The 23,307-nt window shown below is 72.5% G+C and carries 13 protein-coding genes; 6 read left to right on the top strand and 7 right to left on the bottom strand.

The genetic code is table 11. From position 1 onward, the window contains the following. The first annotated feature begins 254 nt into the window (after positions 1 to 254). Positions 255 to 683: a hypothetical protein gene (locus AACH11_RS17665; RefSeq protein WP_341375572.1), complete on the top strand. Its 429-nt coding sequence runs from the start codon at positions 255 to 257 to the stop codon at positions 681 to 683. A gap of 245 nt (positions 684 to 928) precedes the next feature. Here AACH11_RS17665 and AACH11_RS17660 read toward each other — a convergent pair whose 3' ends face one another. Continuing rightward, positions 929 to 1,435 carry a transposase gene (locus AACH11_RS17660; RefSeq protein ID WP_341375578.1) on the bottom strand — a complete coding sequence of 169 codons (507 nt, stop codon included), beginning with the start codon at positions 1,433 to 1,435 and terminating at the stop codon, positions 929 to 931. A 12-nt stretch (positions 1,436 to 1,447) separates the two neighbouring features. Then, the gene (locus tag AACH11_RS17655) at positions 1,448 to 2,008 is read right to left on the bottom strand and encodes a transposase (RefSeq protein ID WP_341375571.1); all 561 of its coding nucleotides are present in this window, start codon (positions 2,006 to 2,008) and stop codon (positions 1,448 to 1,450) included. A gap of 270 nt (positions 2,009 to 2,278) precedes the next feature. Between AACH11_RS17655 and tnpC the strand changes: the two genes are divergently transcribed. Continuing rightward, positions 2,279 to 3,730 carry an IS66 family transposase gene (gene tnpC / locus AACH11_RS17650; RefSeq protein ID WP_341375570.1) on the top strand — a complete coding sequence of 484 codons (1,452 nt, stop codon included), beginning with the start codon at positions 2,279 to 2,281 and terminating at the stop codon, positions 3,728 to 3,730. A gap of 329 nt (positions 3,731 to 4,059) precedes the next feature. After that, a complete protein-coding gene (gene prsT / locus AACH11_RS17645; protein ID WP_341375569.1) occupies positions 4,060 to 6,828 on the top strand; it encodes an XrtA/PEP-CTERM system TPR-repeat protein PrsT in 2,769 nt (922 codons plus the stop codon). A gap of 182 nt (positions 6,829 to 7,010) precedes the next feature. Here the strand turns inward: prsT and AACH11_RS17640 are convergent, their stop codons facing one another. The 3 genes from AACH11_RS17640 to AACH11_RS17630 form a co-directional block, all read right to left on the bottom strand. Beyond that, positions 7,011 to 7,643 (bottom strand): PEP-CTERM sorting domain-containing protein, encoded by a 633-nt coding sequence (locus AACH11_RS17640; protein WP_341375568.1) that lies wholly within the window; start codon positions 7,641 to 7,643, stop codon positions 7,011 to 7,013. A 214-nt stretch (positions 7,644 to 7,857) separates the two neighbouring features. Further along, the gene (gene sbcB / locus AACH11_RS17635) at positions 7,858 to 9,315 is read right to left on the bottom strand and encodes an exodeoxyribonuclease I (RefSeq protein WP_341375567.1); all 1,458 of its coding nucleotides are present in this window, start codon (positions 9,313 to 9,315) and stop codon (positions 7,858 to 7,860) included. Between the two features lie 166 nt (positions 9,316 to 9,481). Then, complete coding sequence (locus AACH11_RS17630) at positions 9,482 to 10,474, bottom strand: DNA ligase (RefSeq protein ID WP_341375566.1); 993 nt, start codon at positions 10,472 to 10,474, stop codon at positions 9,482 to 9,484. Between the two features lie 224 nt (positions 10,475 to 10,698). Between AACH11_RS17630 and AACH11_RS17625 the strand changes: the two genes are divergently transcribed. Further along, on the top strand, positions 10,699 to 11,535 hold the full coding sequence (locus AACH11_RS17625; RefSeq protein ID WP_341375565.1) for an enoyl-CoA hydratase/isomerase family protein: 837 nt from the start codon (positions 10,699 to 10,701) through the stop codon (positions 11,533 to 11,535). Between the two features lie 62 nt (positions 11,536 to 11,597). Here AACH11_RS17625 and AACH11_RS17620 read toward each other — a convergent pair whose 3' ends face one another. Continuing rightward, on the bottom strand, positions 11,598 to 11,978 hold the full coding sequence (locus AACH11_RS17620; RefSeq protein WP_341375564.1) for an arsenate reductase: 381 nt from the start codon (positions 11,976 to 11,978) through the stop codon (positions 11,598 to 11,600). An 88-nt stretch (positions 11,979 to 12,066) separates the two neighbouring features. Next, on the bottom strand, positions 12,067 to 14,766 hold the full coding sequence (locus AACH11_RS17615) for a zinc-dependent metalloprotease (RefSeq protein WP_341375563.1): 2,700 nt from the start codon (positions 14,764 to 14,766) through the stop codon (positions 12,067 to 12,069). A 531-nt stretch (positions 14,767 to 15,297) separates the two neighbouring features. Between AACH11_RS17615 and AACH11_RS17610 the strand changes: the two genes are divergently transcribed. Both AACH11_RS17610 and AACH11_RS17605 read left to right on the top strand, forming a co-directional pair. Continuing rightward, complete coding sequence (locus AACH11_RS17610) at positions 15,298 to 18,870, top strand: exodeoxyribonuclease V subunit gamma (protein WP_341375562.1); 3,573 nt, start codon at positions 15,298 to 15,300, stop codon at positions 18,868 to 18,870. Next, positions 18,867 to 23,165, top strand: a complete 4,299-nt coding sequence (locus tag AACH11_RS17605; protein WP_341375561.1) for a UvrD-helicase domain-containing protein — start codon at positions 18,867 to 18,869, stop codon at positions 23,163 to 23,165. Before AACH11_RS17610 ends, AACH11_RS17605 begins: the two co-directional genes overlap by 4 nt. Positions 23,166 to 23,307: the final 142 nt, after the last annotated feature.

The raw sequence follows: 23,307 nt of genomic DNA, 5'->3' as shown, positions 1-23,307 counted from the left end.
TGTCGACCGTCACGCCGCAGAAGCTGGCCTACATCGAGGCCATGCTCAACGACCGGCCGCGCAAGATCCTCGACTTCCGGACCCCGCGCGAGGTCTATATGGAAATCGTCGAGGCGGAGTTGCTCAAACGGGGGCAACGGCAAACTCAAGGTGTTGCACTTCAAGGTTGACACCGCCGACTGCCACGGTCTACCGAGCCGAATGGGGACACAAAGATGTTTATAAACCCCAGGAGCGAGGATCCATTCGCGCTAATGATCATGGATCTCAAGGATTTTCTTTTCTACTCTCAAGCATCCCCTACTGAAAAACCACGAGACTTTTCGCGAGTCGAGTCAACTCTTGAAATTTTGCAACTTAACTCAAGAGACTCACTCATTCACGGTCGCCGATCTGCATTTGGATCATTCAAGCGAATATTGATCGAATACTGCACAGCAAAAACCACCACAAACGCTGAGGAGCTAATAAACGCATTAGCCGGCGATCCTGAAATTGATACAAACAAGGACTTTGAATCCGAGAAATCAAGAGTTCTGAAGGGACTGGCGGATGCAATCAAGAAATCACCGCACATTACTGTATGGCTGGAAATACTGCGACAACCCGGCAATTTGCCGTCAAAAATATCAGAACTACTAAAAAAATCCCCTGAGACGAAAGATTGGGTTAAAATTATTTGAGGCAGTCGGGCATGCACCCAAAGCGATTGCATTAGCCCACAGCCGGATCCTGTGGTTGAAGCGCTGAGCACGGCGTCAGGCCGAACAGTACGTATTCACCCCTCCCCCCAGGGCACTTCCCGAAACCCGTCCCGACGCTCTGAGACCGCCCAGAGCCGACCGTGACAGGCCCGCACATGCCCGCCGCAGCCGCCCGCAGCGCCTCACCGCCCCGTCCGCAGCCCGCGAACAAGCCCCGGCGCCCCTCACACCGCCCTCGCAGGCGGACTTCCGCTCTTGACCAGCCACGCCAGCCGCCGCGCGTTGTACGCCACGCACGCCAGCGTGATGCTCAACGCGTTGCGCGCCAGACTCATCGCCCGTACGCACTTGCCGCCCTGCTGGTGCAGCGCCGCGAAGACGTGCTCGACCCGCGCCCGTGTCCGGCTGATCGTCTTGTTGCGCTGCTTGAGCCTCACCTTGGCCGTCTGGCCCGGCCGTGCCCGTCGCGCGATGCCATCGCACAGCCCGTGCTGTCGCAGCGCCTGGCGATTGGCTTCGCTGTCGTAGGCGCGATCGGCCCACAAGCGGCCGCGTGTGTTGGCCGTCTGCAGCACCTTGGGCAGCTGGCGACCGTCATCGGCGTTGGCCGCCGTGATCGCGATGCGTCGGATCAGCTTGTAGCGTGCGTCCACGTTGCCGTGCAGCTTGTAGCCGTAGTACGACTTGCCGTGCTTCTGCGTCCAACGCGCATCCTGATCGGTATGCGCCAGCCGCTTCTTGCTTCAGCCTGCAGGGTCCTCGCCCTTGTTCAGCGTCTTGCGCTCCTGCGTGGTGGCCTGCGTGATCGGCGCCTGCACGATGCTCGCATCGACGATCTGCCCGCCCCGCGGGATGTAGCCATGACGCTGCAACTGCTGGCTCAGCGTCTCGAAGATCGCCTGGGCCCCCAGTCCGCCGTGGGCCAAGCGCTGTCGGAACGACCACAGCGTGCGCGCATCCGGAATGTGCAGTGCGCCATCGAGCCGACAGAAGCGCTGGAAGCTCAGACGGTCGAGCACCTGGTGCTCGCACTGCTCGTCCGACAGGTTGTACAGGCCCTGCAGGAAGACCATGCGCACCAGTACCTCGGTGGCGTACGGCGGGCGGCCGCCCTTGCTGCGGTCGGGCCGGGGGCAGGCCCGATCCACGGCCGCAGCCATCGCCCCGAAGTCGATCAGCTCGTCCATCGCCGCCAGGCTCTGCACATAACCTTCGAGCTTGGCCTTGCGCTGGCGCACCAGGAACAGATCGTCGGGCGCCTCCTCGGGGAAGAACGCGGAGGGCTTGATGCGCGGGCTGATCATGAGGGGCGATGTTGCCGCAGGTCGGCGCGGGGTGGGGGCGTCAGGCGCGGGGTTTCAGGAAGTGCCCCCCAGCGACCCCCCAGCACAACCCCAGCAGGCTGCCAAGCCTGACGATCAAGCGGTTGCCAATGGCTGATGTGACGATGAAACTGGCCACATGGCAGACCAACCTCGTACGTATTCACCCTCCCCCCAGCACAACCCCCACAGGCTGCCAAGCCTGACGAACAAGCGGTTGTCAGCGGCTGATGCGACGGCGAGACTGATCCCATGGCAGACCAACCCCAGGTGAGCGAAGCATCGCAGGCCGCCGACGAGGCCCCGCCGATGCCGGCCACCGTGGAGCAATGCCATGTGGTGATCGGTCAGCTGACGGACGAGTTGAAGGCCATGCGCCTGGCGATCGAGGCGCTCACCGAACGGGTGTCGTTGAACTCGCGCAACTCGTCGAAGCCGCCGTCATCGGACGGCCCTGGCCGAGGCGGTCGCAGTGCCCGCAGCAGCGGCACGGGCCGCAAGCGAGGAGCGCAGAAGGGCCACACCGGGACCTTTCGGGCTTTGCTGCCCGAGTCTCAGGTCGACCGCGTCCAGGACTGCAAACCGCCCGAGCGATGTGCGTGCGGCGGTACCGTCGAGGTCACCGGTCAGGCACGGCGCCACCAGGTGTTCGACCTGCCGCCGGTGATCAAGCCAGTGGTCAATGAGTACCGGCTCTACACCGGGGTGTGCCGCGGCTGCCGGCGCGCGCATGCAGCGCAGCTGCCGGCCGGCGTGCCCAGTGGCCAGATCGGGCCGCGGGCGCTGGGTCTGGTGGGGATGCTGGGCACGCGCTTCCAGATGCCGCAGATGAAGATCCGCGACCTGATGGCCCAACTGCTGGGCATCGACTTCAGCGTCGGGGCGATCTCGCAGGCCCAGGGCAAGCTGGCACAAGCGCTGGATGCACCGGTGCATGCGGCGATGGCCGAGGCCCGAAAGGCGGGCGCGGTGCATGTGGACGAGACGCCTTACCCGGGCGAGAGCAGCAAGGGCAACTGGGCGTGGTCGGTGGTGCTGCCCCAGGCTGCGCTCTACACCGTGTTGCCTTCACGAGCACGTTATGTGTTCACCAGCCTGCTGGGCGATCGACCGGCAGGCGTGGTGATCACCGACCGCTACAGCGCCTACGCCCATCTGCCCAGCGAGCGTCGGCAAGTGTGCTGGGCGCACCTGTTGCGCGACTTCAGGCGCATCGCCGAGCGCAGTGGTGCTGCCGGTGAGGTGGGTCGGCGGCTGCTGGGCTTGGGCTACGTGATGTTCCGACGGCGCCATCGTCTGTCCGAAGCCGATGTCCCGTCGTGCCGCACCGACCTGGCAGGCGTGCGCGTGAGGGTGCGCCAAGCGCTGGAGCGTGGCGCAGCGCTGCTCGGCTGCCCGCGCACCGCCGCCACCTGCGCGAACCTGCTGAAGATCGAGCCCGCGCTGTGGACCTTCACGACCCACGCCGAAGTGCCGCCCACCAACAACAGTGCCGAGCAGGCCCTGCGCCCGGTGGTGCTCAAGCGCAAGATCAGCGGTCCGACCCGCAGCCGCCGCGGCGCGAACTTCATCGCCCGAGGCTTCAGCGTGGCCGAGACCTGCCGGCGCCAGGGCCGCGACCTGCTGGACTACCTGCAGCGCTCGGTGTGCGCCTGGATCGACAAGACGGAGCCGCCGCTGTTGCTCAAGCAAGTGCTGGCCTGAGGCTGAGGTTGGATGCGTGGGCCTGTGGTGAAGGCTGCGCTACGGGTGGGGGGTGAATACGTACGTCATCATCACCCCGCCCCCCCCCTGAACGGCCCGTCAGCCCACGCTGACGGGCCGTTCCGCTTCCGGAGACCGCAGGGGATGCACCCCCGATTTCAGGGGGCACGGAAATCACGCAAAAGTTCACGGCGTGAGCTCCCGCACCGGTCCGGCCAGCGGGCTCGGGCAACATCACGCCGGCTGACCTGCGGGACGGGGGGCCGTTCATCGCCTGCCGCAGCCCGCACGTTCCACTCCACCGTCGCTCCTGATCCGCCGTGCCCACGTTGTTCAAACCTCACACTGCCCTGCTGCCGCTGCTGATCGCCCTTGCCCTGACCGGCTGCGGCAACGATGAACGCCAGGGCATCGCGGACATCAAGACCCGCATCGCCAAGAGCGACGTCACCGGGACCACGGCCGCCCTGCGGTCATTGATCAAGAAGTTTCCGGAGTCGGGCGAAGCGCGCTTCATGCTGGGTGAGCATCTGCTGCACCTGGGCGAAGTGAAGGAGGCCCTGGCCGAACTGGAACGCGCCCGCAAGTTGAAGTTCAACGGCACGGGATGGCTGCCGACCTATGCGCGGGCGCTGCTGCTCAACGGCAAGGTCAGCGAGATCATCGATCTGGCGGTCAAGGAGCCCTCGGGCAGCGGGGCCAGCCAGGACGACTTTCTCGTGGTGCTGGCCCAGGCCTACCGCAGCCAGGGCAACCGCGAGCTCGCCCTGCAGACGGTGGACAAGGTGCTGACGGTCACGCCCGAACACGTGGCGGCCAGGCTGGTCCGCATCCGGCTGGCGCTCGACGAGCGGCAGTTGCAGCTGGCCGAGCGGGAGTTGGAATCCCTGACCCGAGACCATGCCGGCAATGCCGAGGTCTGGTACGTGCGCAGCGAACTGCTGTCGACTCAGCCTGATGGGGACGGCGCCTCCCTCGACGCGCTGCGCAAGGCCCTGAGCCTCGATGGGCTGCACCTGCAGGCCCGCATGGCGCTGATCAGCCAGCTGATCGGCCACGGCAAGCTGCCCGAGGCCACGCAGGAGATGAACCTGCTGCGCAAGCATGCGCCCACGCTGTTCGGCACCGGCCTGCTGGACGGCCATCTGGCCCTGGCCAAGGGCGAGCTGACGCGGGCCCGCAGCATTTTCCAGAGCCTGCTCAAGAACGCGCCCGACAGCCCGACCCTGCTGCAGGGCGCGGCCGAGACCGAACTGCGGCTGGACGGCCTCGAACAGGCCGAGACCCTGGCCAACCGGTTGCTCAAGCTGCAGCCGGACAACCCGGTGGCGCCGCGCCTGCTGGCGCGCGTCTACATGCGCAAGGGCCAGGGTGACCGGGCCTCGCAGGTGATGGCCGCACGGGTCGGTGCGCGTGACGCCAGCGCGACCGACCTCGCCCTGGCCGCCCAGGCCGCCGAACTGGCCGGCGACCGCTCGGCCTCGCAAGCGCTCTACAAGCGTCTGGCCCTGACCAAGCCGACCGAGCCGGTGCTGCGCACCCTGGTGGCCACCACCGTCACCGGCAGCGCCGAGGCACTGGGCCAGCAGCTCAACGCGATCTCGCAGGATGACGCCGGCGTCACCGCCGATCTCGGCCTGCTCGCTCTGCATCTGCGGGAGAACCGGCTGGACGCCGCACTGGAGACGGTGGCGACGCTGGAGCGCAAGATGCCCGGCCGGGCACTGCCCTTCCAGTTCAAGGCCCAGGTGCTGCAGCAGAAAGGTGACCGCGCGGGCGCCCGTGCGGCACTGGAGGCCGGCCTGGCGCGACAGGCCGGCCATCCTGGCAGCGTGATGGCGCTGGCCCAGATGGACCTGCTCGACGGCCAGGTCGAACGGGCCCGCCAACGCTATGCCGACCTCATCAAGACGCGGCCCCATGACAGCTCGCTGCTGCTGGCCCTGGCGGACCTGAACCTGCGCTCCGGCGCGCCCGACGATCTGGTGCGCAAGCCGCTGGAGGCCGCGGTCAAGCTCAACCCGCAGGATCCGACGATCCGGCGCACCATCGTCACCCGCTACCTGGACCATGGCGACAGGGCCGCCGCCCTGAATGCGGCCAACGCGGCCGCGGCGGCCCTGCCCAACGACGTCAGCATCCAGGACATGCTGGGCCAGGTGCAGCTGGCCGCCAGCGAGTTCGACCAGGCCATCTCGACCTTCGGTCGCCTGGCCACCGAGCAGCCGAACAGCGTGATCGGTCCGCTGGGCATGGCCCGCAGCCATCTGCTGAAGAACGAGCCCACGCAGGCGCTGCGCAATGCCCAGCGCGCCCTCGAGCGCGAGCCGCAGAACCTCGATGCCCTGGCCGTGCTGGCCGGTGCCCACACCGGCCTGAAGCAGTACGACGCCGCGATCAAGGCCGCGCGCCAGGCCCGGGAAGCCCACCCGCTGGAAGCCCGGCCGATTCTGGTCGAGGCCGAGGTCCACATCGCGCAACAGCAGTGGGAGCCGGCCATCGCACTGCTGGAGCAGGCGCTGGAGAAGACCGGACCTGGCACCGCACACCACCGCCTGCACGGTCTGCTGTTGAAGACCGGCAAGACCGCCGCCGCCGACAAGCTGGCCGACCAGTGGCTGCGCGCCCACCCGCAGGACGCCCGCTTCATCGCCTACCTGGCCCAGCAGAGCGACGCGATGGGCCGTGTCGACGTCGCCGAGCGCCTGTACCGCCAGCTGCTGACCCTGGCCCCCACCCATGCGGCGGCCATGAACAACCTGGCCATGCTGCTGCTGCGCCAGAACAAGCCGGGCGCCCAGGAGCTGGTCGAGCGTGCGCTGCAGCTCTCCCCGCGCGACCCGAACTACCTGGACACCCTGGCCGCCAGCCATGCCACGCGCAAGGCCTGGGCGCAGGCGATCGAGGTTCAGGCCAAGGCGCTGAGCCTGGCGCCGCGGTCGGTGCCGATGCAGCTGAGCCTGGCGCGCTACCAGATCGAGGCGGGCGACAAGCTGGAGGCACGCACGCAACTGCGCAAGCTGGCCGGCGCGGAGCTGCCGATGAGCGACGCCCAGCAGCAGGAGCTCAAGACCCTGCAGGCGCGTCTGCTGCAGTGAGCTGACACCCACCCGGTGCGGCCACGGACGTCGTGGCACCGGGTGGGTGTGGTCCGGCCACGAGGACCGGACGCGGACGCGGACTCGAACTCGGCCCGAATGAAAAAGGGCGTCCCGAAGGACGCCCCGCGAGCTTCAGTCAGTACCGCGCGGCGACAGCCGCCGCGGTACTGCCGCACTCATCAGGCCTTGCGGCGACGGGCAGCGACGGCCACGCCAGCCAGGGCCAAGCCGACCAGGGCCAGCGAGCCCGGTTCCGGAACGGCCTGCACCGGCACGTCGTAGCTGACGCCGAAGGTGTCGATGGCCAGATCCCAGCCCGAAGCGCCGTTCAGCTCCAGACCCAGGGTGCCGCCGGCCGACAGCGTGGCCCACTCGGAGCTGGTCAGCGAGAACGACAGGCCTGCGCCGACGGTGTTGCCAGGGATCGTGAACGAGCTCAGGGCGGCGCCGTTCAGCGTGAAGTCCAGCGAGGTCGGGTTGCCGTCCGACTCCAGCACTTGCAGGAAGAAGCCGATGTTGGTGGCGTTGGACGGCAGCGACAGGGCGCCCAGGGTCCACGACAGGTTGACGGTCGAATCCTGACCAACGCGGTTCGAGACTTCCAGCGCGCTGCCGGTGCTCGAGGTGGAGCCGATGTCCAGCGACGAGGTGCTGGCCGTGGCGTTGACGGTCACGGTACGGACGGCGTCGGTGCTGGTGAACGAACCGGTGTTCGACACGCCCGGGGTGTCGAAACCGTCGATGGTGACGACAGCAGCTTGAGCGCCGGCGACTGCAACCAGGGCAGCCAGGGAAACGAGGGCCTTCTTCATGTTCACTCCAGTTTTTCAGACAGATGCGTGGTCTCACGACGCACACCACTTACATGAGCAAACCCTGGGCCACCCCCGAGAAAACCCGATTTCATCAATCAAATCAATCAGTTGAACCGATGTCCGTTAGTGACCGCAAACAAACTGTAAGGACGATCGACACTTATCCGGCAATTTGTCACGAGTCGCAACCCCCGGCTTTCTGGGGAGCCCCTCAGTCCAGTTCAGGCGCGATGGCCTCGGCCCAGTCGTAGAGCTCGGCCAGCAGTTCCTGGCCCCGCTCGTCGGCCTGTTCGCTCAGTGCGTCGATGCGCTCGAGGAAGCGCGAGACGCTCAGGCCACCGCCCGCACCGCCGTGCAGGCGCTCGATGCGCAGCGCCTGCCAGCGTTGCTGCTCCGCCTCGCCGAGGGCCTGCGGCCAGTTGCGGGCGCGGTAGCGGAACAGCAGCTCCTCGAGCCGTCCGTCCTCGAAGGCCGGGCGGCGGGCGGCCAGTGCCGCGCCGTCCAGGCCCCGCAGCTGTTCGAGCTGGCGCCGATCGCCCGGCGGCACGAAGCCGCCGTAGAGGTCCTCGTCGACATCGACGACGGCGTCCGACGGCGGCCGGCGGAAGACCTCGGCCCAGGGGCCCGCGGCCAGCGCCGCGGCCTGGGCACGCGCCAGCTCGGCATGGCGCATCACCTGATCCAGGTCGAGGCCGACGTCCTGCGCGCGCTGTGCCGGCAGCGTCTTGAGCGCGCTGATGATCACCGGGCTCTTGTTGACGTGCAGCGTCTTCAGGGGCAGCCGGGTCACGCCCTCGGGCAGTTCGTCGCTGCGGGTGTAGAGCCGCTCGCGCATGGTCTGGGCGTCGAGCGCCAGCAGTTCCTGCGGGTCGTGGGCCAGATCCCAGACGATGAGCTCATTGCGGTTGGTCGGATGCGGGGCCACCGGCCAGACCACGGCCATGCAGCCGCGCTCGGTGCCGTACATGCCGCTGATGTGCAGCAGCGGCCGCGCCTGGGGCGTGCCGATCTGGCCGCCGATCTCGGCCCAGACCGCGTCCTTGCGGTGCAGCTTCAGGCAGAAGTCGTAGAGCCGGGGCTGGCGCTGGCGGATGAGCCGCGCCAGGCCGATGGTCGCGCGCACGTCCGACAGGGCGTCGTGGGCGGCCTCGTGCGCGAGGCCGTTGGCCGCGCTCAGGTGTTCGAGCTTGAACGAAGGGCGGCCGTCCTCGTGGCGCGGCCATTCGATGCCTTCGGGCCGCAGCGCCCAGGCGGTGCGCACCAGGTCCAGGATGTCCCAGCGGCCGCAGCCGTTCTGCCACTCGCGGGCATAGGGATCGATCAGGTTGCGCCAGAACAGGTGGCGGGTGACCTCGTCGTCGAAGCGCAGCGTGTTGTAGCCGACGCCCACCGTGCCGGGCTGCGACAGTGCCTCGGCGATGCGCGCGGCGAAGGCGTGCTCGGGCAGGCCGTGGCGCTGGCAGTGCTGCGGCGTGATGCCGGTCAGCAGGCAGCTCTCGGGGTCGGGCAGCGTGTCGAGCGGCGGCTGGCAGTAGACCATCAGCGGCTCGCCGATCTCGTTGAGCTCGGCATCGGTGCGCACGCCGGCGAACTGGGCCGGGCGGTCGCGCCGCGGCACACGGCCGAAGGTCTCGTAGTCGTGCCAGAAGAAGGTGGGGCTGACGCTCATGCGGGGCCGCGCCGGAACGCGGTCAGGACGGAGGGGGGACGGAACGGCACCGGTGCGGCATCGCACCGCGCAGCGGCACCCGGAACGGGGCGGGACAGGCGGCGGGCACCGTGCGGCGCGCACGATACCCGAAGCCCACGGCCCGGGGCCGATCGATCGCCGCGGCCTAGCCCGGCGGACGCACGCGCAGGAAGCTGGCGTGGCGCGGCACCCCGGCGGCCGTCCGCCCGCGGTGGGTGTAGGTGACGCGGCTGCCCGGTGGCGGTGGATCGGCACGCTGGGCATCGCTCAGGCCGGTGCCGATGGCGAACACCACACCGTCATCGCCACGCACCTGCAACGCCCCCAGCAGGCCCTGGAGACGGCCCTGCCCGGGCAGATGGGCGATGACGGTGGCCTCGGCGTCATGCAGGGGCTTGTGCTTCCACAGCCCGGCATGGCGGCCGGTGGCCACCGGGGCGTCGGCATGGTGCAGCATCACGCCCTCGCCGCCGAGCACCAGCACGTCGTCCAGGCAGCGCTGCAGGCCGGCACGGTCCTGCACCGGCCGTTGGGTGACGGCCACCAGGTGCTCCAGCCCCGCATCCGCGCACAGCTGCTGCAGCTGCGCGGCCCGCTCGACATAGCGGCCACCACCGGCCGGCAGCTCGAAAACCTGGAAGCGGATGCGGCGCCAGGCCGCCGCATCGGGACGCGCCGCACGCACCGTCGCGCTGGCCTCCTCGAAGCGGCCGCGGCCGGCCCACAGCTCGCCGTCCAGCGGCAGGGGCGGCAGGTCACGGGTGAACCCGTCGGGCGCCAGCACCAGCGCCCCACTGCGCAGGCGCAGGCGCTCGCCATCCCACAGCGCGCGCAGACCGTCGAACTTCTCGCTGACCAGATGGCCGGCCGGATCGGCATCGGCCGGCCACTCGCGGGCCAGCATCAGGGGCAGGGGTGCGGCGGCCTGCGCCGCCCGGGTCAGCAACAGACCCAGACCGGCCCCGAGCAGACGCCGCCGCAGCGGGCAGACCAGCCAGGGCGAGGCCTGAGCCGTCGAGGAGATGACCCGCAGGCGGCCGCGGCCGTCGGGCCGGTCATCGGGCCGGTCATCGGGCGGGGAAGCGGACAGGGGCTCGGACAGGGGCTCGGACACGGGATCGGGCAGGGGATCGGGCATGATCTGGCCTTCAGCGAACGGTGCACGACGACCCGGGACCGCGCGGACGGCATGCACGAGATCCGGGTGGACGAGCGACAGCGTAGCGACTGCCCGCCACGCTGGCGAGGCCACCGGGGGAAGGCCCCCGGTCGGGGGAGATCACCGGGCACGCGGCCCCCCCGCGGCGGTGGCGGATGCGCGGCGTCCAGTCCCCGTCCAGCCGGCGCCGCGATACTGCGGCCATGCATGCCCCCGCGCCCGCCAGCCGTCCCGAGCCCCCCGCCGCCGCTGCCGACGACGACGGCGGCCCGCCGACCTTGACCTGCGCCGCCGACGGCCGATGCGCCACGCTGCAGCTCAACCGGCCGCGGCAGCACAACCGACTGTCGCTGCAGGACCTGCTGCAGCTGCAGCGGCTGATCGACGAGGCCGCGGCGCTGCCGGGCCTGCGCGTGCTGGTGCTGCGGGCCGAAGGCCGCAGCTTCAGCGCCGGCTTCCACCTGGGCGACCTGGATGCGGGCGACGCCGAGGCCGCGACCCGGGGGCCACGGCTGTTCGAGCAGACGGTCGATCGGCTGGAGGATCTGGCGGTGCCGACGATCGCACGGCTGCAAGGCGGCCTGTACGGCGGGGCGATCGATCTGGCGCTGGCCTGCGACTTCCGCGTCGGCCTGCGCGACATGCCGCTGCGCATGCCGGCCGCACGGCTGGGCCTGCACTACTACCCGAGCGGGCTGCGGCGCTATGTCAGCCGGCTGGGCCTGCAGGCAGCCAAGCGGCTGTTCCTGCTGGCGCCGACGCTCGACGGCGAGGCCCTGCGCCAACTGGGCCTGCTCGACACGCTGGCCGACGACGAGGTCGGGCTGGACGCGGCCGTCGACGCGCTGGTGGAGGCGCTCGTCGCCGGTGCACCGCTGGCGGTCCAGGGCATGAAGGCCTCGCTCAACGAGATCGCGCGCGGCGAGGTCGACCTGGCGCGGCTGCGCGCGCGGGAGGCCCGCTGCGCCGCCAGCGATGACCTGCGCGAAGGCACGGCAGCGCAGGCCGAGCGGCGCATGCCACGCTTCGAGGGCCGCTGAGGCCACGCCGCCCGGCCGCCGCGGCCGGGGGGGGCACGCCCCGCCGCGCTGATCAGCGCCGATCAGCGCCCGCTGCGGCGCGCGAGATCCGCGGCGTCCCAGCCCACGCTGACACCGCCATCGGGCCAGTCGATGACCGGGCGCTTGATGACGCTGGGCTGGGCCAGCATCAGCGCGCGGGCGCCGGCGTCGTCGGTGACGGCCGCCTGCTGCGCCGGGTCCAGCTGGCGCCAGGTGGTGCCCTGGCGGTTGACCAGCTTCGCCCAGCCGACCGCAGCGATCCAGGCGTCGAGCCGGTCGGCCGGCACGCCGGACTTCTTGAAGTCATGGAAGACCACGGCCAGGCCCTCGGTGGCGAACCACTCGCGGGCCTTCTTGACGCTGCCGCAGTTGGGGATGCCGTGCAGCACCGGCACGGCCGCGGAGGAAGGAGATGCGCTCATGCGGTGATCATCGCATCCGCGACCTCCGGGCCGGCGGACGCCCCGTCGCTCAGGCCCATCACTCAGGCCCGTCGCTCAGGCCCGTCGCTCAGGCCCGCTGCAGCTGGGCCCGCAGCGCGGCCCGCAGCGTCTCGGCGCAGTCGCGCAGATGGGCCCGGGTGGTGGCGTCGCGGCCCGCCACGCGGGCGGCCGCCTCCAGCCGTGCCGCCAGCGCCTGGGCCTGGCCGCGCACCGCCGCACGGGTGTCGGCGCGGCTCAGCAAGGCCGGCCGCTGCACCAGCAGGGCCAGGCGGGCGACATGGCCACGCTGCAGCTCGCGGCGGTCCAGCCCGATGGCGACCGACCGGCCCCCGACGGGGTCGGCCGCCAGCTCCGGCCAGATCGCCGACTGCAAGCGGGCGGCGACCTCGGCCGGGGCCAGGCCACGCGCCGGCTCGTCCAGCCGGCCCAGGTTGTCCAGCAGGCGGGCCGACAGCGCGTCCCCCATCAGACGATCGAGCACCGCGGCCTGCATGTCGCGCAGCTGCGCGGCCACGGAATACTCGGTGCCGACCCGCCCGGGCTGCTCGCCGCGCGCCTGGTAGTCCGGCGCCAGCCGGCGCTGCAGCGCCGGGCTGATCTCGAAGGCGTCCGGATGCAGCACGGTCCGCAGCACCAGATCGAGCGCGGCGCGCTGCTGCGCCGCGGGCACCGGCTGCATCGGATCGCGGCCGCTGCCGGGGAAGTCGCGCAGCGTGCGCAGGCCGCCGATCTGGCGCAGCAGCACACCGGCCGCGCGGCCGGCGTCGCGCAGCGCGTAGTCCAGGCTGCGGCGCAGGATCGCGTAGTCCTGGTCGGGCGGCAGCTCACGCCTCGCCTGGCGGGCGAAGGCGTCCGCGGCGATCGCGAAGCGACGCTGCGCGAAGGCCAGCGGATCGGCCCCGAGGTCGAACTGCAGCGACTCCGGATCCAGCCCCAGCAGATTGTCCTCGTCGGTGCCGTAGGCCAGACCCGGCTCGGCCGAGCGTGCGGCGATGGCCTTGAGCGCCGTGGCCTCCTCGTCGGCCGCCAGCGGCCTGTACGCGTACTCGATGGCCCAGTAGTCGTAGGGGCCGAGCGTGCCGATGAAGGGACGTGGCGCCGGCCGGCCCGGGCTGGGCAGGTTGATCGCCGCATAGTCCATCACCGAGCCGACGTGGGCCTGCGCCTGCGAGAACGCCGGATCGACGACCTGCGCATCCGGCACCGCGGCCGAGGCGCGGAAGTTGTGGCGCAGGCCGAGGGTGTGGCCGACCTCGTGCATCACCGTCTCGCGCAGGTACTGCTGGACGAAGGCCTCGGCCTGCGGGCTGTCGGGATCGAGCTCGCCGGCCGGTGCGGCCAGCGTGATCGCATAACCGAGCTGTTCGGCGGCCAGATCGGCCTGCTGGCAGGCGATGGCCGACAGGGCCGCACCGCGCGCACCGGCCAGCGAGGCCGGCGCACCGATCTGCATCAGGCGCGCCCAGGCGGCGCTGCGGGCCTGGTCTCGCGCGGCCTGGGCCTGCAGCGCCGCCGCATCGCCGAGCGCGAGCGCGGCCGCATCGGGCGCCGGCAGACCGGACTCGGCGGCCGCGCGCATCGCGTCCGACGGCAGCAGACGGCTGCGCACATAACGCCAGCTGCGCGCGCTCAGGCTCTCGATGCCGATGTCGGCATCCAGGATCTCGCCGCTGCGCGGATCGACGTGGGTCGGGCCGATGGCGCCGAAGCCCGGCGCATGGCTGCTCATCCAGCGGATCGAGGCGACATCGGCATCGAGCGTGTCGAAGTCGGCGTCGTCCTCCTGCTGGCGCACGACGATGGCGTCCTGGAAGCCGATGCGCTCGAAGGCCTTGTTCCACTCCAGCACCGCGTCGCGGATGGTGTCGCGGTACTTCAGCGGCACGTTGCGGTCCAGCCAGTAGGTGATCGGCTTGACCGGCGGCGACAGCGCGGCCTGCGGGTCCTGCTTCTCCAGCCGCCAGCGGTTGATGTAGCGCAGCCGCGGTGTGCGCGACAGATCGTCGCTGTAGTCGTCGACCGACTGCGTGAAGTGGCCGATGCGTGGATCGGCGGCACGGCGGACCATCAGGTCCTTGGGCAGGCGCATCAGGCTGTAGTGCACCTTGAGGAACAGGCTGCGCGGATCGGGCACGAAATCGGGGGTCGACGGCCCGGGGCCGCTCACCGGCATGCCCGGCAGCAGCACCTGGATCTGCTGCGCGTAGTAGTGCAGATTGGCCTCGACCACCAGCAGATCGGGCTTGCCGCGCACCTGCGTCAGCGCGGAGTTGCGGCCGTCGAGCTGATAGCCCTGGCGGTAGCTGCGCTGCAGAGAGGCCCCCAGGCCCAGCATCTCGCCGATGAACAGGCCGTTGGCCTCGACCAGCACGCTCTTGCGGATCGGGTGCGGCTGGCTGGCCACCGGCATCGCCCCCAGCAGGCTGACGCTGGTGGCAGCCTCGACCGCACGCGCCTCGGGCGTGCCGGCCCGCGCCACCTGATCGTCATTGAGCGCGACCAGCTGCACCAGGTTGTTCAGCCGCCGCAGCATCACCAGGCGCGGCACGCCGTAGGCCATCAGGCCGCCGGTCAGGCCGGCCTCGCCGATGCCGCCGGCCAGCTTGGGGGACAGGAAGAAGGGGCGGTCGAAGTCCTCGGGCTGGATCTCCAGCCAGAGCTTGTCGTCCTTCTGCCAGGCCGCGAAGAAGCCGTCGGTCTTCTTCGTGTCCTTGATCAGCTGGGCGAAGGGCGGCGGGGTGCCGGGCGCCGGTGCGGGCGCGGCCACCGGTGCCGCGGCGGCGGCCGGGCGCGCCGGCGCCTGGGCGGCGGCTGCGGGGGCGGATGGGGCAGCCGATGCAGCACCGGCGGCAGGAGACCCACCGGCCGCACCGGCGGGCAGCGGCGCTGAAGCCGCACCAGCCGCCCCGGCCGCCCCTGACGCTTCAGCGACCGGCGCGCCCGCCACCACCACACGGATGGCCGCCGGACCGGGCCCGGCACAGCCGGCGACCAGCAGTGCCGCCGCACCGACGAGCGCAAGACGCCCGGGCCACGGCCTGTCCCCCGCGCACGACCGTGCACGCGGCGGCCAGGCGCAGGACGGGGAGCGGACGACCGCTGGCAGGAACTTCGATCGCTTCAGGCGCATGACGGACGCAACGGGAGTGAGGACGACGGACAGCGGAATGAGCCGATGCCGCGCTGCATTGTGGATCGCCGCATGGTGGTCAGAGACCGGGCCGGCCGCCGAGTTCCGGGGGCGGGCGCGGCGACGCCCGGCGCTGTGGCAGCATAGCCGCCCGATATCCGAGCCCGCATGCTGCACCTGCACCTGTCGAACCGGGCCGAGCGCCTGCAGGACGCGTTGATCGCGCGTCTGGACGGCCCACGCACCGACCCGCTGCGCCCCGAAGCGCTGATCGTGCCCAGCGCCGCCGTGCAGCGCGCGCTGACGCTGGCCCTGGCGCGCAGCCATGGCGTGTGCGCGGGCGTGGGCTTCAGCTACCTCGCCCCCTGGCTGTGGCAACAGGCCCGCGCCCTGCGGCCCGAACTGCCCGAGGACTCGCCGCTGGCCGCCGACGCCCTGCCCTGGCGGCTGTGGCAGCTGTTCCAGCAGGTGCCGGCCGACGGACAGGCAACGGCCGAGGGCCGCCGGGGTCCGTCGGACGGCATGCCCGCGGACGACCTCGCCGCCGAGGCCGGTGCGCACCCCCGGTTGCGACGTTATCTGCAGCAGGCCGATGCGTCGATGCGGCTCGATCTGGCCCAGCGCCTGGCCCGGCTCTACGACCAGTACGGCGCCTTCCGGCCCGAATGGCTGGAGGACTGGGCCGTCGGCCGCCAACCACCCGAACTGCGCGGTGAACCCGATGCCGACTGGCAGGCCGCGCTGTACCGGGCGCTGCTGGCCCAGGCCCTGCCGCAGGCCCGCCCGCCCGCCGCCGACCGGACCGGTCCGGGCCGCGACACCGGATCCGGCGCGGCTGGCACCGGCATCCCCGCCTGGGACGACAGCGCCGCCTGGTGCAGCGCCCCCAGCCGCCACCAGGCGCTGGCCCGCCTGACGGCCGCCCTGCGGGGCATGGACGACGCCACGCTGCGCCGCCGGCTGGCCACGGCCCAGCTGCCCGCCACCGTGCACCTGCACCTGCTGCCGGCCATCCCACCGCTGCATCTGGCGCTGCTGCAGCAGCTGGCACGTGGCATCGACATCCACCTCGACCTGCTCAACCCCTGCGAGGCCGAGTGGTTCGATCTGGTCGACGAACAGCGCCTGATGCGCCTGCTGCAGCGCGGCGCGGCCGACCATGCCGAGACCGGCCACGGCCTGCTGACCGCGTGGGGCCGCAGCGCCCAGGGTCAGCTGCGCAGCCTGCTGTTCGATCTGGCGCCCGGACAGGCCGTCGAGACCGAGGATTACGCACCGCTGGACGAGCCCACGCTGCTGGCCGGCCTGCACGACAGCGTGCTGCGGCTGCAGGACCTGGTGCCGGGCAGCCTGCAGCTGCGACCGGGCGACCGCAGCATCGAGCTGCACGACGCCCATTCGCTGTCGCGCCAGCTCGAGGTGCTGCAGGAACGGCTGCTCGGTCTGCTGGGCGAGCCGGACGCGCCACCACTGGACCGCATCGTCGTGCTGCTGCCCGATCTGCAGGCCGCCACGCCGCTGATCGACGCCGTCTTCGGCACCGCGCCGCCCGAGCGCTTCCTGCCCTACACGATCACCGGCCGCGCGCTGTCGAGCGTCAACGCGCCGGCACGCGCGCTGATGGACGCGCTGGCGCTGGTGGACTCGCGCTGGCCGGCCAGCGCGCTGATGGCGCTGCTGCAGCAGCCGGTGGTCGCGCGCCGCCACGGCCTGGACACCGAGGACCTGGCCGTGCTGCACGACGCGCTGCGCGAGGCCGGCGCCCACTGGGGCCTGGATGCCGAGCAGCAACGCGCCCTCGGCCTGCCCGGCGAGGCCCGCCACACCCTGGGCCGCGCGCTGGAGCGGCTGTTCCTCGGCCATGCGCTGCCGCGGCTGGCCGGCGCGCCCCTGGCCGGCCTGCTGCCGGCCGGCGATGCGGAGAGCGGCCGGGCCCACGCGCTCGGCGCCTTGTGGCGCTGCGTGCAGCTGCTGTCGCGCCTGCGCCAGCGCTGCAGCCGCCCGCTGAGCGCCGCCCGCTGGCACGCCCTGCTCGGCGAGCTGCTGGAGGCGCTGGTCGAGCCCGATCCGCAACAGCCCGGCGAGCTCGACGCCCTGCGCGAGCTGCAGCAGCTGCTGGCCGATCTGGCCGCGCAGTGGCAACGCGCCGGTCTGCAGGCGAAGCTGCCGCTGCCGGTGGTGCGCCAGGCGCTGCAGGGCCTGCTGGACGCCGCCGTGCGCGGTGGCGTGCCCACCGGCACCTTGACCTTCTCGGCCTACAGCAGCCTGCGCGGCCTGCCCTGCGACGTGCTGTGCATGCTCGGTCTGGACGACGGCGTGTTCCCGGCCAATCCACGACCTGAGGAGTTCGATCTGCTGGCCCATGCGCCGCGTGCCGGCGACCGCGTGCGCCGCGACGATGACCGCCAGCTCTTCCTCGACCTGATCCTGTCGGCACGCCGCGTGCTGCACCTGAGCCACACCGGCCGCAGTCTGCGCGACAACGCACCGCTGCCCCCCTCGGTGCTGGTGACCGAGCTGATGGAGGCGCTGGCCACCGGTCTGGGCGACCGCCAGGCCGCCGCGCGGCTGACGCTGCGCCACCCGCTGCAGGCCTTCGATCCCTCGCTGTTCGACCCCGCGAGCGATCCGCGGCTGCGCAGCCACCGGGCCGATCTGGCCGCGGCACTCGACCAGGCCGAGGCCGCACGGCGGGCCCTGCAGGCGGCGGCGGTGTCCTCGGCCGCCGCCGGGCCGGTCACCGCCACCGCGCCCGATGCGCCCGATGGCGATGGCGACGCCGACACGGCCGACGAGGACCCGCCGCCGGCCGCGGGCCTGCCGCCGTTCTTCAGCGCCCCACTGCCCGCCCCCGAGCCGGCCTGGCACCAGATCAGCCTGGGCCAGCTGGTCGAGTTCGCGCGCAACCCGGCACGCACGCTGTTGCGCCGCCGCCTGGGCCTGTCCCTGCCCGATGCCGACGAGGAGCTGGCAGACGACGAGCCCTTCGTGCCCGACAGCCGCGCGCGCAACGCGCTGGCGCGCCGCCTGCTGCCGGCCCTGCTCGACGGCCGCGAGGGCCCGGCCCTGCAGCAGCTGGCCGAGGCCGGCATCGAGCTGCCCGCCGGCAGCCTGGGTGCGGAGGCCCTGGAAGCCGAACTGCGGGGCCTGGAACAGATGGCCGCCGAGCTGCGGACCTGGCGTGCCGAACCCGCCGCCCCGCCCGCCACGCTGCGGCTGGACGTGGCGCAGGACGCGCAGGTCTGGCGTCTGGAGGGCGACCTCGGCGATCTGCGTCCGTCGGGCCTGCTGCGCCACCGCAGCGGCCGCCTGGGCGCCGCCGACCGGGTCGAGGCCTGGCTGCACCATCTGGTGCTGTGCGCCGCCGCGCCCGTGGGCGTGCAGCCCGGGACGCGCTGGCTGGGCCGCGGCGGCGAAGCCCGCTTCGCCCCCTGCCCGCCCGAGCAGGCCCGCGCCCATCTGGCGACCTGGGTCCTGCTGTACGCGCAAGGCCTGCGCGCACCGGTGCCCTGGCTGCCGCGCAGCGCCTGGGCCTGGGCCCAGCCACCGCGGCAGTTCAGCCGGGCGCGGGCCGTCTGGTGCGGCCGCACCGGCATCACCGGTGAACGCGACGATCCCTGGAACGCACTGGTCTGGCGCGGCCTGCCCGATCCCTGCACCGAGGACACCCTCACCTTCGAGACCCTGTCGGCCCGGCTGCTCGACCCGCTGCTCGACCACCTGATCGGCGACCTGCCATGACCGCCCCTGACCTGCGCCCGGACGCCGCCCCACCCCAGGCCCGGCCCCTCGACCTGATCGACGGCCCGCTCGCGGGCGTGCAGCTGATCGAGGCCTCGGCCGGCACCGGCAAGACCTGGGCGATCTGCGGCCTGGTGCTGCGACTGGTCGTCGAGCAGGGCCTGAGCGTCGACCAGGTGCTGGTCGTGACCTTCACCAAGGCCGCCACGGCCGAGCTGCGCACCCGCATCCGCGCCCGTCTGGCCGAGGCACTGGCCACCGTGCCGCGCCTGATCCACGGCGAGCCGGTGGACGACAAGTTCCTCGGCCCCTGGCTGATCGGCCTGATCGAGAGCGGGCGCATCGAGCCCGCCACCCTGCTGCTGCGCCTGCATGCCGCGCTGCAGTGCTTCGACGAGGCCGCGATCCACACCATCCACGGCTATTGCCAGCGCGCCCTGGCCGAAGCCGCCTTCAGCGCCCGCCTGCCGCTGGAGCAGACCCTGAGCACCGACGACCACGCCCTGCACCTGCAGCTGGCCGCTGATTTCTGGCGTCATGCCGTGGCGCAGGCCGCCCTGCCGCCGGGCCTGGCCGGCCATCTGCTGGCCCGCGGCGACAGCCCCGAGCGCTGGGCCACGCTGGTGCGCCGCCAACTGGCCCTGCCGCTGGCCCACAGCCGCTGGCCGGAGGCCCTCGATCTGGACGAAGCCACGCTCGGCGCCGACGCCGCCCGCAGCGCGCAGGCCACCGGCGCGGCCCAGCAGGATCTGCAGACCCCCCACGCCCGGCTGCAGACGCTGCACAGGACGGCGCACGCGCTCTGGCTGCGCGACGGCCGCGACCTGCTGCAGGCCCTGCAGGATGTGGCCCCCACGCTGCTGAACGCCCGCAGCGTGAATGCCGAGCGGCTGCAGGCCGCCGCCGACGCCTGGGACGCCTGGTTCGCCGCCGACGATCCGCTGGCACCGCTCGGCGAGCGCATGCCGCTGCTGACGGCCGACGCGCTGCGCGCCGCGCTCAAGGGTGCGGCGGCCAAGGCCGTGGCCGCCGGAGAGTCACCGCCCGCCCCGCTGGACCACGCCTTCCTGACCGCCAGCGCGGCCCTGCTGCACGCCCAGGCCGAAGACACCGCCCGGCTCGAACGCGAGCGCCTGCGCCTGCTGCGCCGCCTGCTGGACGCGGCCCCGCAGGCGATGGCCGCCCTCAAGCGCGAGCGCCGTCTGCTGGCCTTCGACGACCTGCTGGGCCAGCTGCACCAGCGCCTGCACGACGACGAGGGCGGGCCGGCCCTGCTGCGCCGCCTGCGCCAGCGCTACCCGGCGGCCCTGATCGACGAATTCCAGGACACCGATCCGCTGCAGTGGGCGATCTTCTGGCGCCTGTACGGCCCGGAGGGCGATCGCCTCGCGGCCGAGGGCCGGATGAGCGGCGCGGAGGTCCCGGCGCCACACGCGCACGAAGGCGCCGTCGACGACGTCCACGGCGGACCGGCCGCGGCACCCGCGGTCGACGGCCTCGCGCCGGAGCGGCCGCTGTTCCTGGTCGGCGATCCCAAGCAGGCGATCTACAGCTTCCGTGGCGCTGACCTGCCGACCTATCTGCGGGCCCGCGGACAGGCCGCCGCGGTGTGGACGCTGGCCGACAACCAGCGCTCGGTCGGCCCGCTGATCACGGCGATGAACACGCTGTGGCGCCGCCACGACCGCCCGTTCATGCAGGACGGCCTGCACTACCAGCCGGTGGGCCTGGGCGAGAAACCGCGCACCCCGCTGATCGACCGCAGCCCGCAGGCCGACCCCGCCGCCACCGCCGCGCTGCAGCTGTGGACCTGGCCGGCCGGCACCGACGGCGACCCCTGGCCGCTGCGCGCACAGGTGCTGCCACTGCTGCTGCAGGCCACCGCCGGCGAGATCGCCCGCCTGCTGCGCGCCGCCCGCACCCCGCTGGACCCGGCCACGCCCGGCGGCCCCACACAGCTGATGCTGGGCACGCGGGCGCTGGCCGCCGGCGACATCGCGGTGCTGGTGCGCAGCCACCGCCAGGCGGCGCAGGTGCGGCAGGCGCTGGCCGCGCTCGGCATCGGCGCGGTCGAGCTGTCGGCCGCCAGCATCTGGTCCAGCCCCGATGCCGCTGATGTCGAGCGTCTGCTGGCCGCCGTGCTGGAGCCCACGCGCGAGCCCCTGCTGCGCGCGGCCCTCGCCACCCCGCTGCTGGGCGCCGATGCCGCTCAGCTGCAGGCCTGGGCCGAGGACGAGAGCGGCTGGCTCGCGCAGATGCAGCGCTTTGCCGACTGGCGCACGCTGTGGCTGCGCCAGGGCGTGGGCGTGCTGCTGCGGCGTCTGCTGGCGGACGCCGCCCTGTGCGCCCGGCTGCTGGCACGGCCCGATGGCGAGCGCCGCATGACCAACCTGCTGCACCTGGCCGAGGCCCTGCACGAGGCGGCCGACAGCCTGCCCTCGCCCGAGGCCCTGCTGCGCTGGTTGCAGAGCCGGCGCGCCGAGCCGGCCGCCAGCGGCGACGAGCGCACCCAGCTGCGCCTGGAATCGGATCGCCACCTGGTGCAGATCGTCACCATCCACCGCAGCAAGGGCCTGGAGTACCCGCTGGTGTTCTGCCCGTTCCTGGGCCTGGGCGCCGCCGCCCCGCCCGAGGCCCCGGCCTGCGACGGCACGGTCTGGCGCGATCCCGAGGACCCCACGGGTCGTCTGGTGGTCGACTGGCGCACCCAGGTCGATCCGAAGGACGGCCGCCTGCGCCGCCTGTCGCAGATGTCGACCGCGCTGGCCGCCGACCGCGCCGCCGAGGAGCTGCGCCTGATCTACGTCGCACTGACCCGCGCCGTGCACCGCTGCCACCTGCCGGTGGGCGGCTACCGCGTGGCCAGCGGCCGCGGCTTCTCGGCCCGGCAGGCCGGCCATGGCCTGCTGAACTGGCTGGCCGCCGGCAGCGCGGAGATCGAGCCGGCCACCGCCTGGCTGACACGGGACATCAAGGCGCCGCAGCAAGCGGCGATCGACACCGCCTGGGCGACGCTGGCGGCGGCCGTGACGGCACCGTCGGCCCCGTCGACCCCTCAGGTCGACACCCCGACCCGCGACCCGATGGACGCTCAGGTCGACGGTCAGACCGCCATCGCCGTGCGCGCCCTGCCCTTCCCGCCGGCCCTGCCGCTGGACCTGACGGACGGTGGGCGGCCGATCGCCCACGTGGCCCTGCCCACCCCGGAGCGCCTGCCGCGGGGCTGGCGCATCGGCAGCTACAGCGCGCTGCTGCGCGGCGCCACGCACGAGCTGTCCGCACGCGACCACGATGCGCATGCCGCCCCCGGTCCGGAGCCGGGCCACACCGCGCCCACCCCGGCCCGGAACACACCGGCCACGCCCGCGGCGAACCCGGCCCCACCCCTACCCACGCCACAGCCCCCGGATCCGGCCACGCTGCCGGCCGATGATCCGCTGCGTTATCCACGCGGCGCCGAGGCCGGCGACAGCCTGCACCAGGCGCTCGAACGCGCCGACTTCGGGGACCCGTCGGGCTGGCCGCAGGCCGCCGCCGCGGCGCTCGACGCCTACCCGGCGCTGCTCGGTCAGGCCCTGCGCGACGCCCGTGCGGCCCAGGCCGCACCGCCCTCACCCTCCGCCGGGCCCCGGCCGCCGGCTGCGCCGACCGACCCCGCCAGCCTGCGCGCCGCGCTGCACGCCGGCCTGCTGCGGGTGCTGGACCACACGCTGCACACGCCACTGCCGCTGGCCGGCCATGCCCGGCCGCTGCGTCTGGCGGACGTGCCGGCCCCGCAGCGCCGCGCCGAGTTCGAGTTCCACCTGCCGGTCGACACCCTCGACGGCGGCCGGCTCAACGCGCTGCTGGCACGTCACCAGGTGCCGATGCCGGCCCTCGACGCACGGCGCCCGCTGCACGGCTACCTCAAGGGCTACATCGATCTGGTGTTCTGCCACGAAGGCCGCTGGTGGCTGCTGGACTGGAAGAGCAACCACCTGGGCCTGCAGGCCGCCGACTACGACCGCCCCGGTCTGGACGCCGCGATGGCCCGCGAGGGCTACCATCTCCAGCACCTGCTCTACACGGTGGCGCTGCAGCGCTGGCTGGCGCGCCGCATCGCGGACTGGGATCCGCAGCGCCATTTCGGCGGCGTGATCTACCTGTTCCTGCGTGGGCTGCGGCCGGGCTGGATCCAGCGCCATGCCGATACCGCGCTGCCCGCCGGCCAGCCCTGCGGCCTGTGGCAGCAGCACACCGACCCGCGCCTGATCGCCGAACTCTCGGCGCTGTTCCCCTCCCCCGACCGCCGATGAGCCGCGCCCCCCGCCGCCCCGCCCCCGATCCGGCCCTGCAACCCGACCTGTTCGGCGGCCCGCCTGCGGATGAGGCCGCCGCGGCGGCCAGCGCCGGCGGCGGTGCGCCGGATGGTGCCGCCGGTGCGCCCGCGCCCATATC

Source organism: Pseudaquabacterium rugosum, from assembly GCF_038066575.1.
Lineage (GTDB): Bacteria > Pseudomonadota > Gammaproteobacteria > Burkholderiales > Burkholderiaceae_C > Pseudaquabacterium > Pseudaquabacterium rugosum.
Note: the sequence above shows the minus strand (reverse complement) of the source record. Positions and strands in the feature narration are given on the sequence as shown.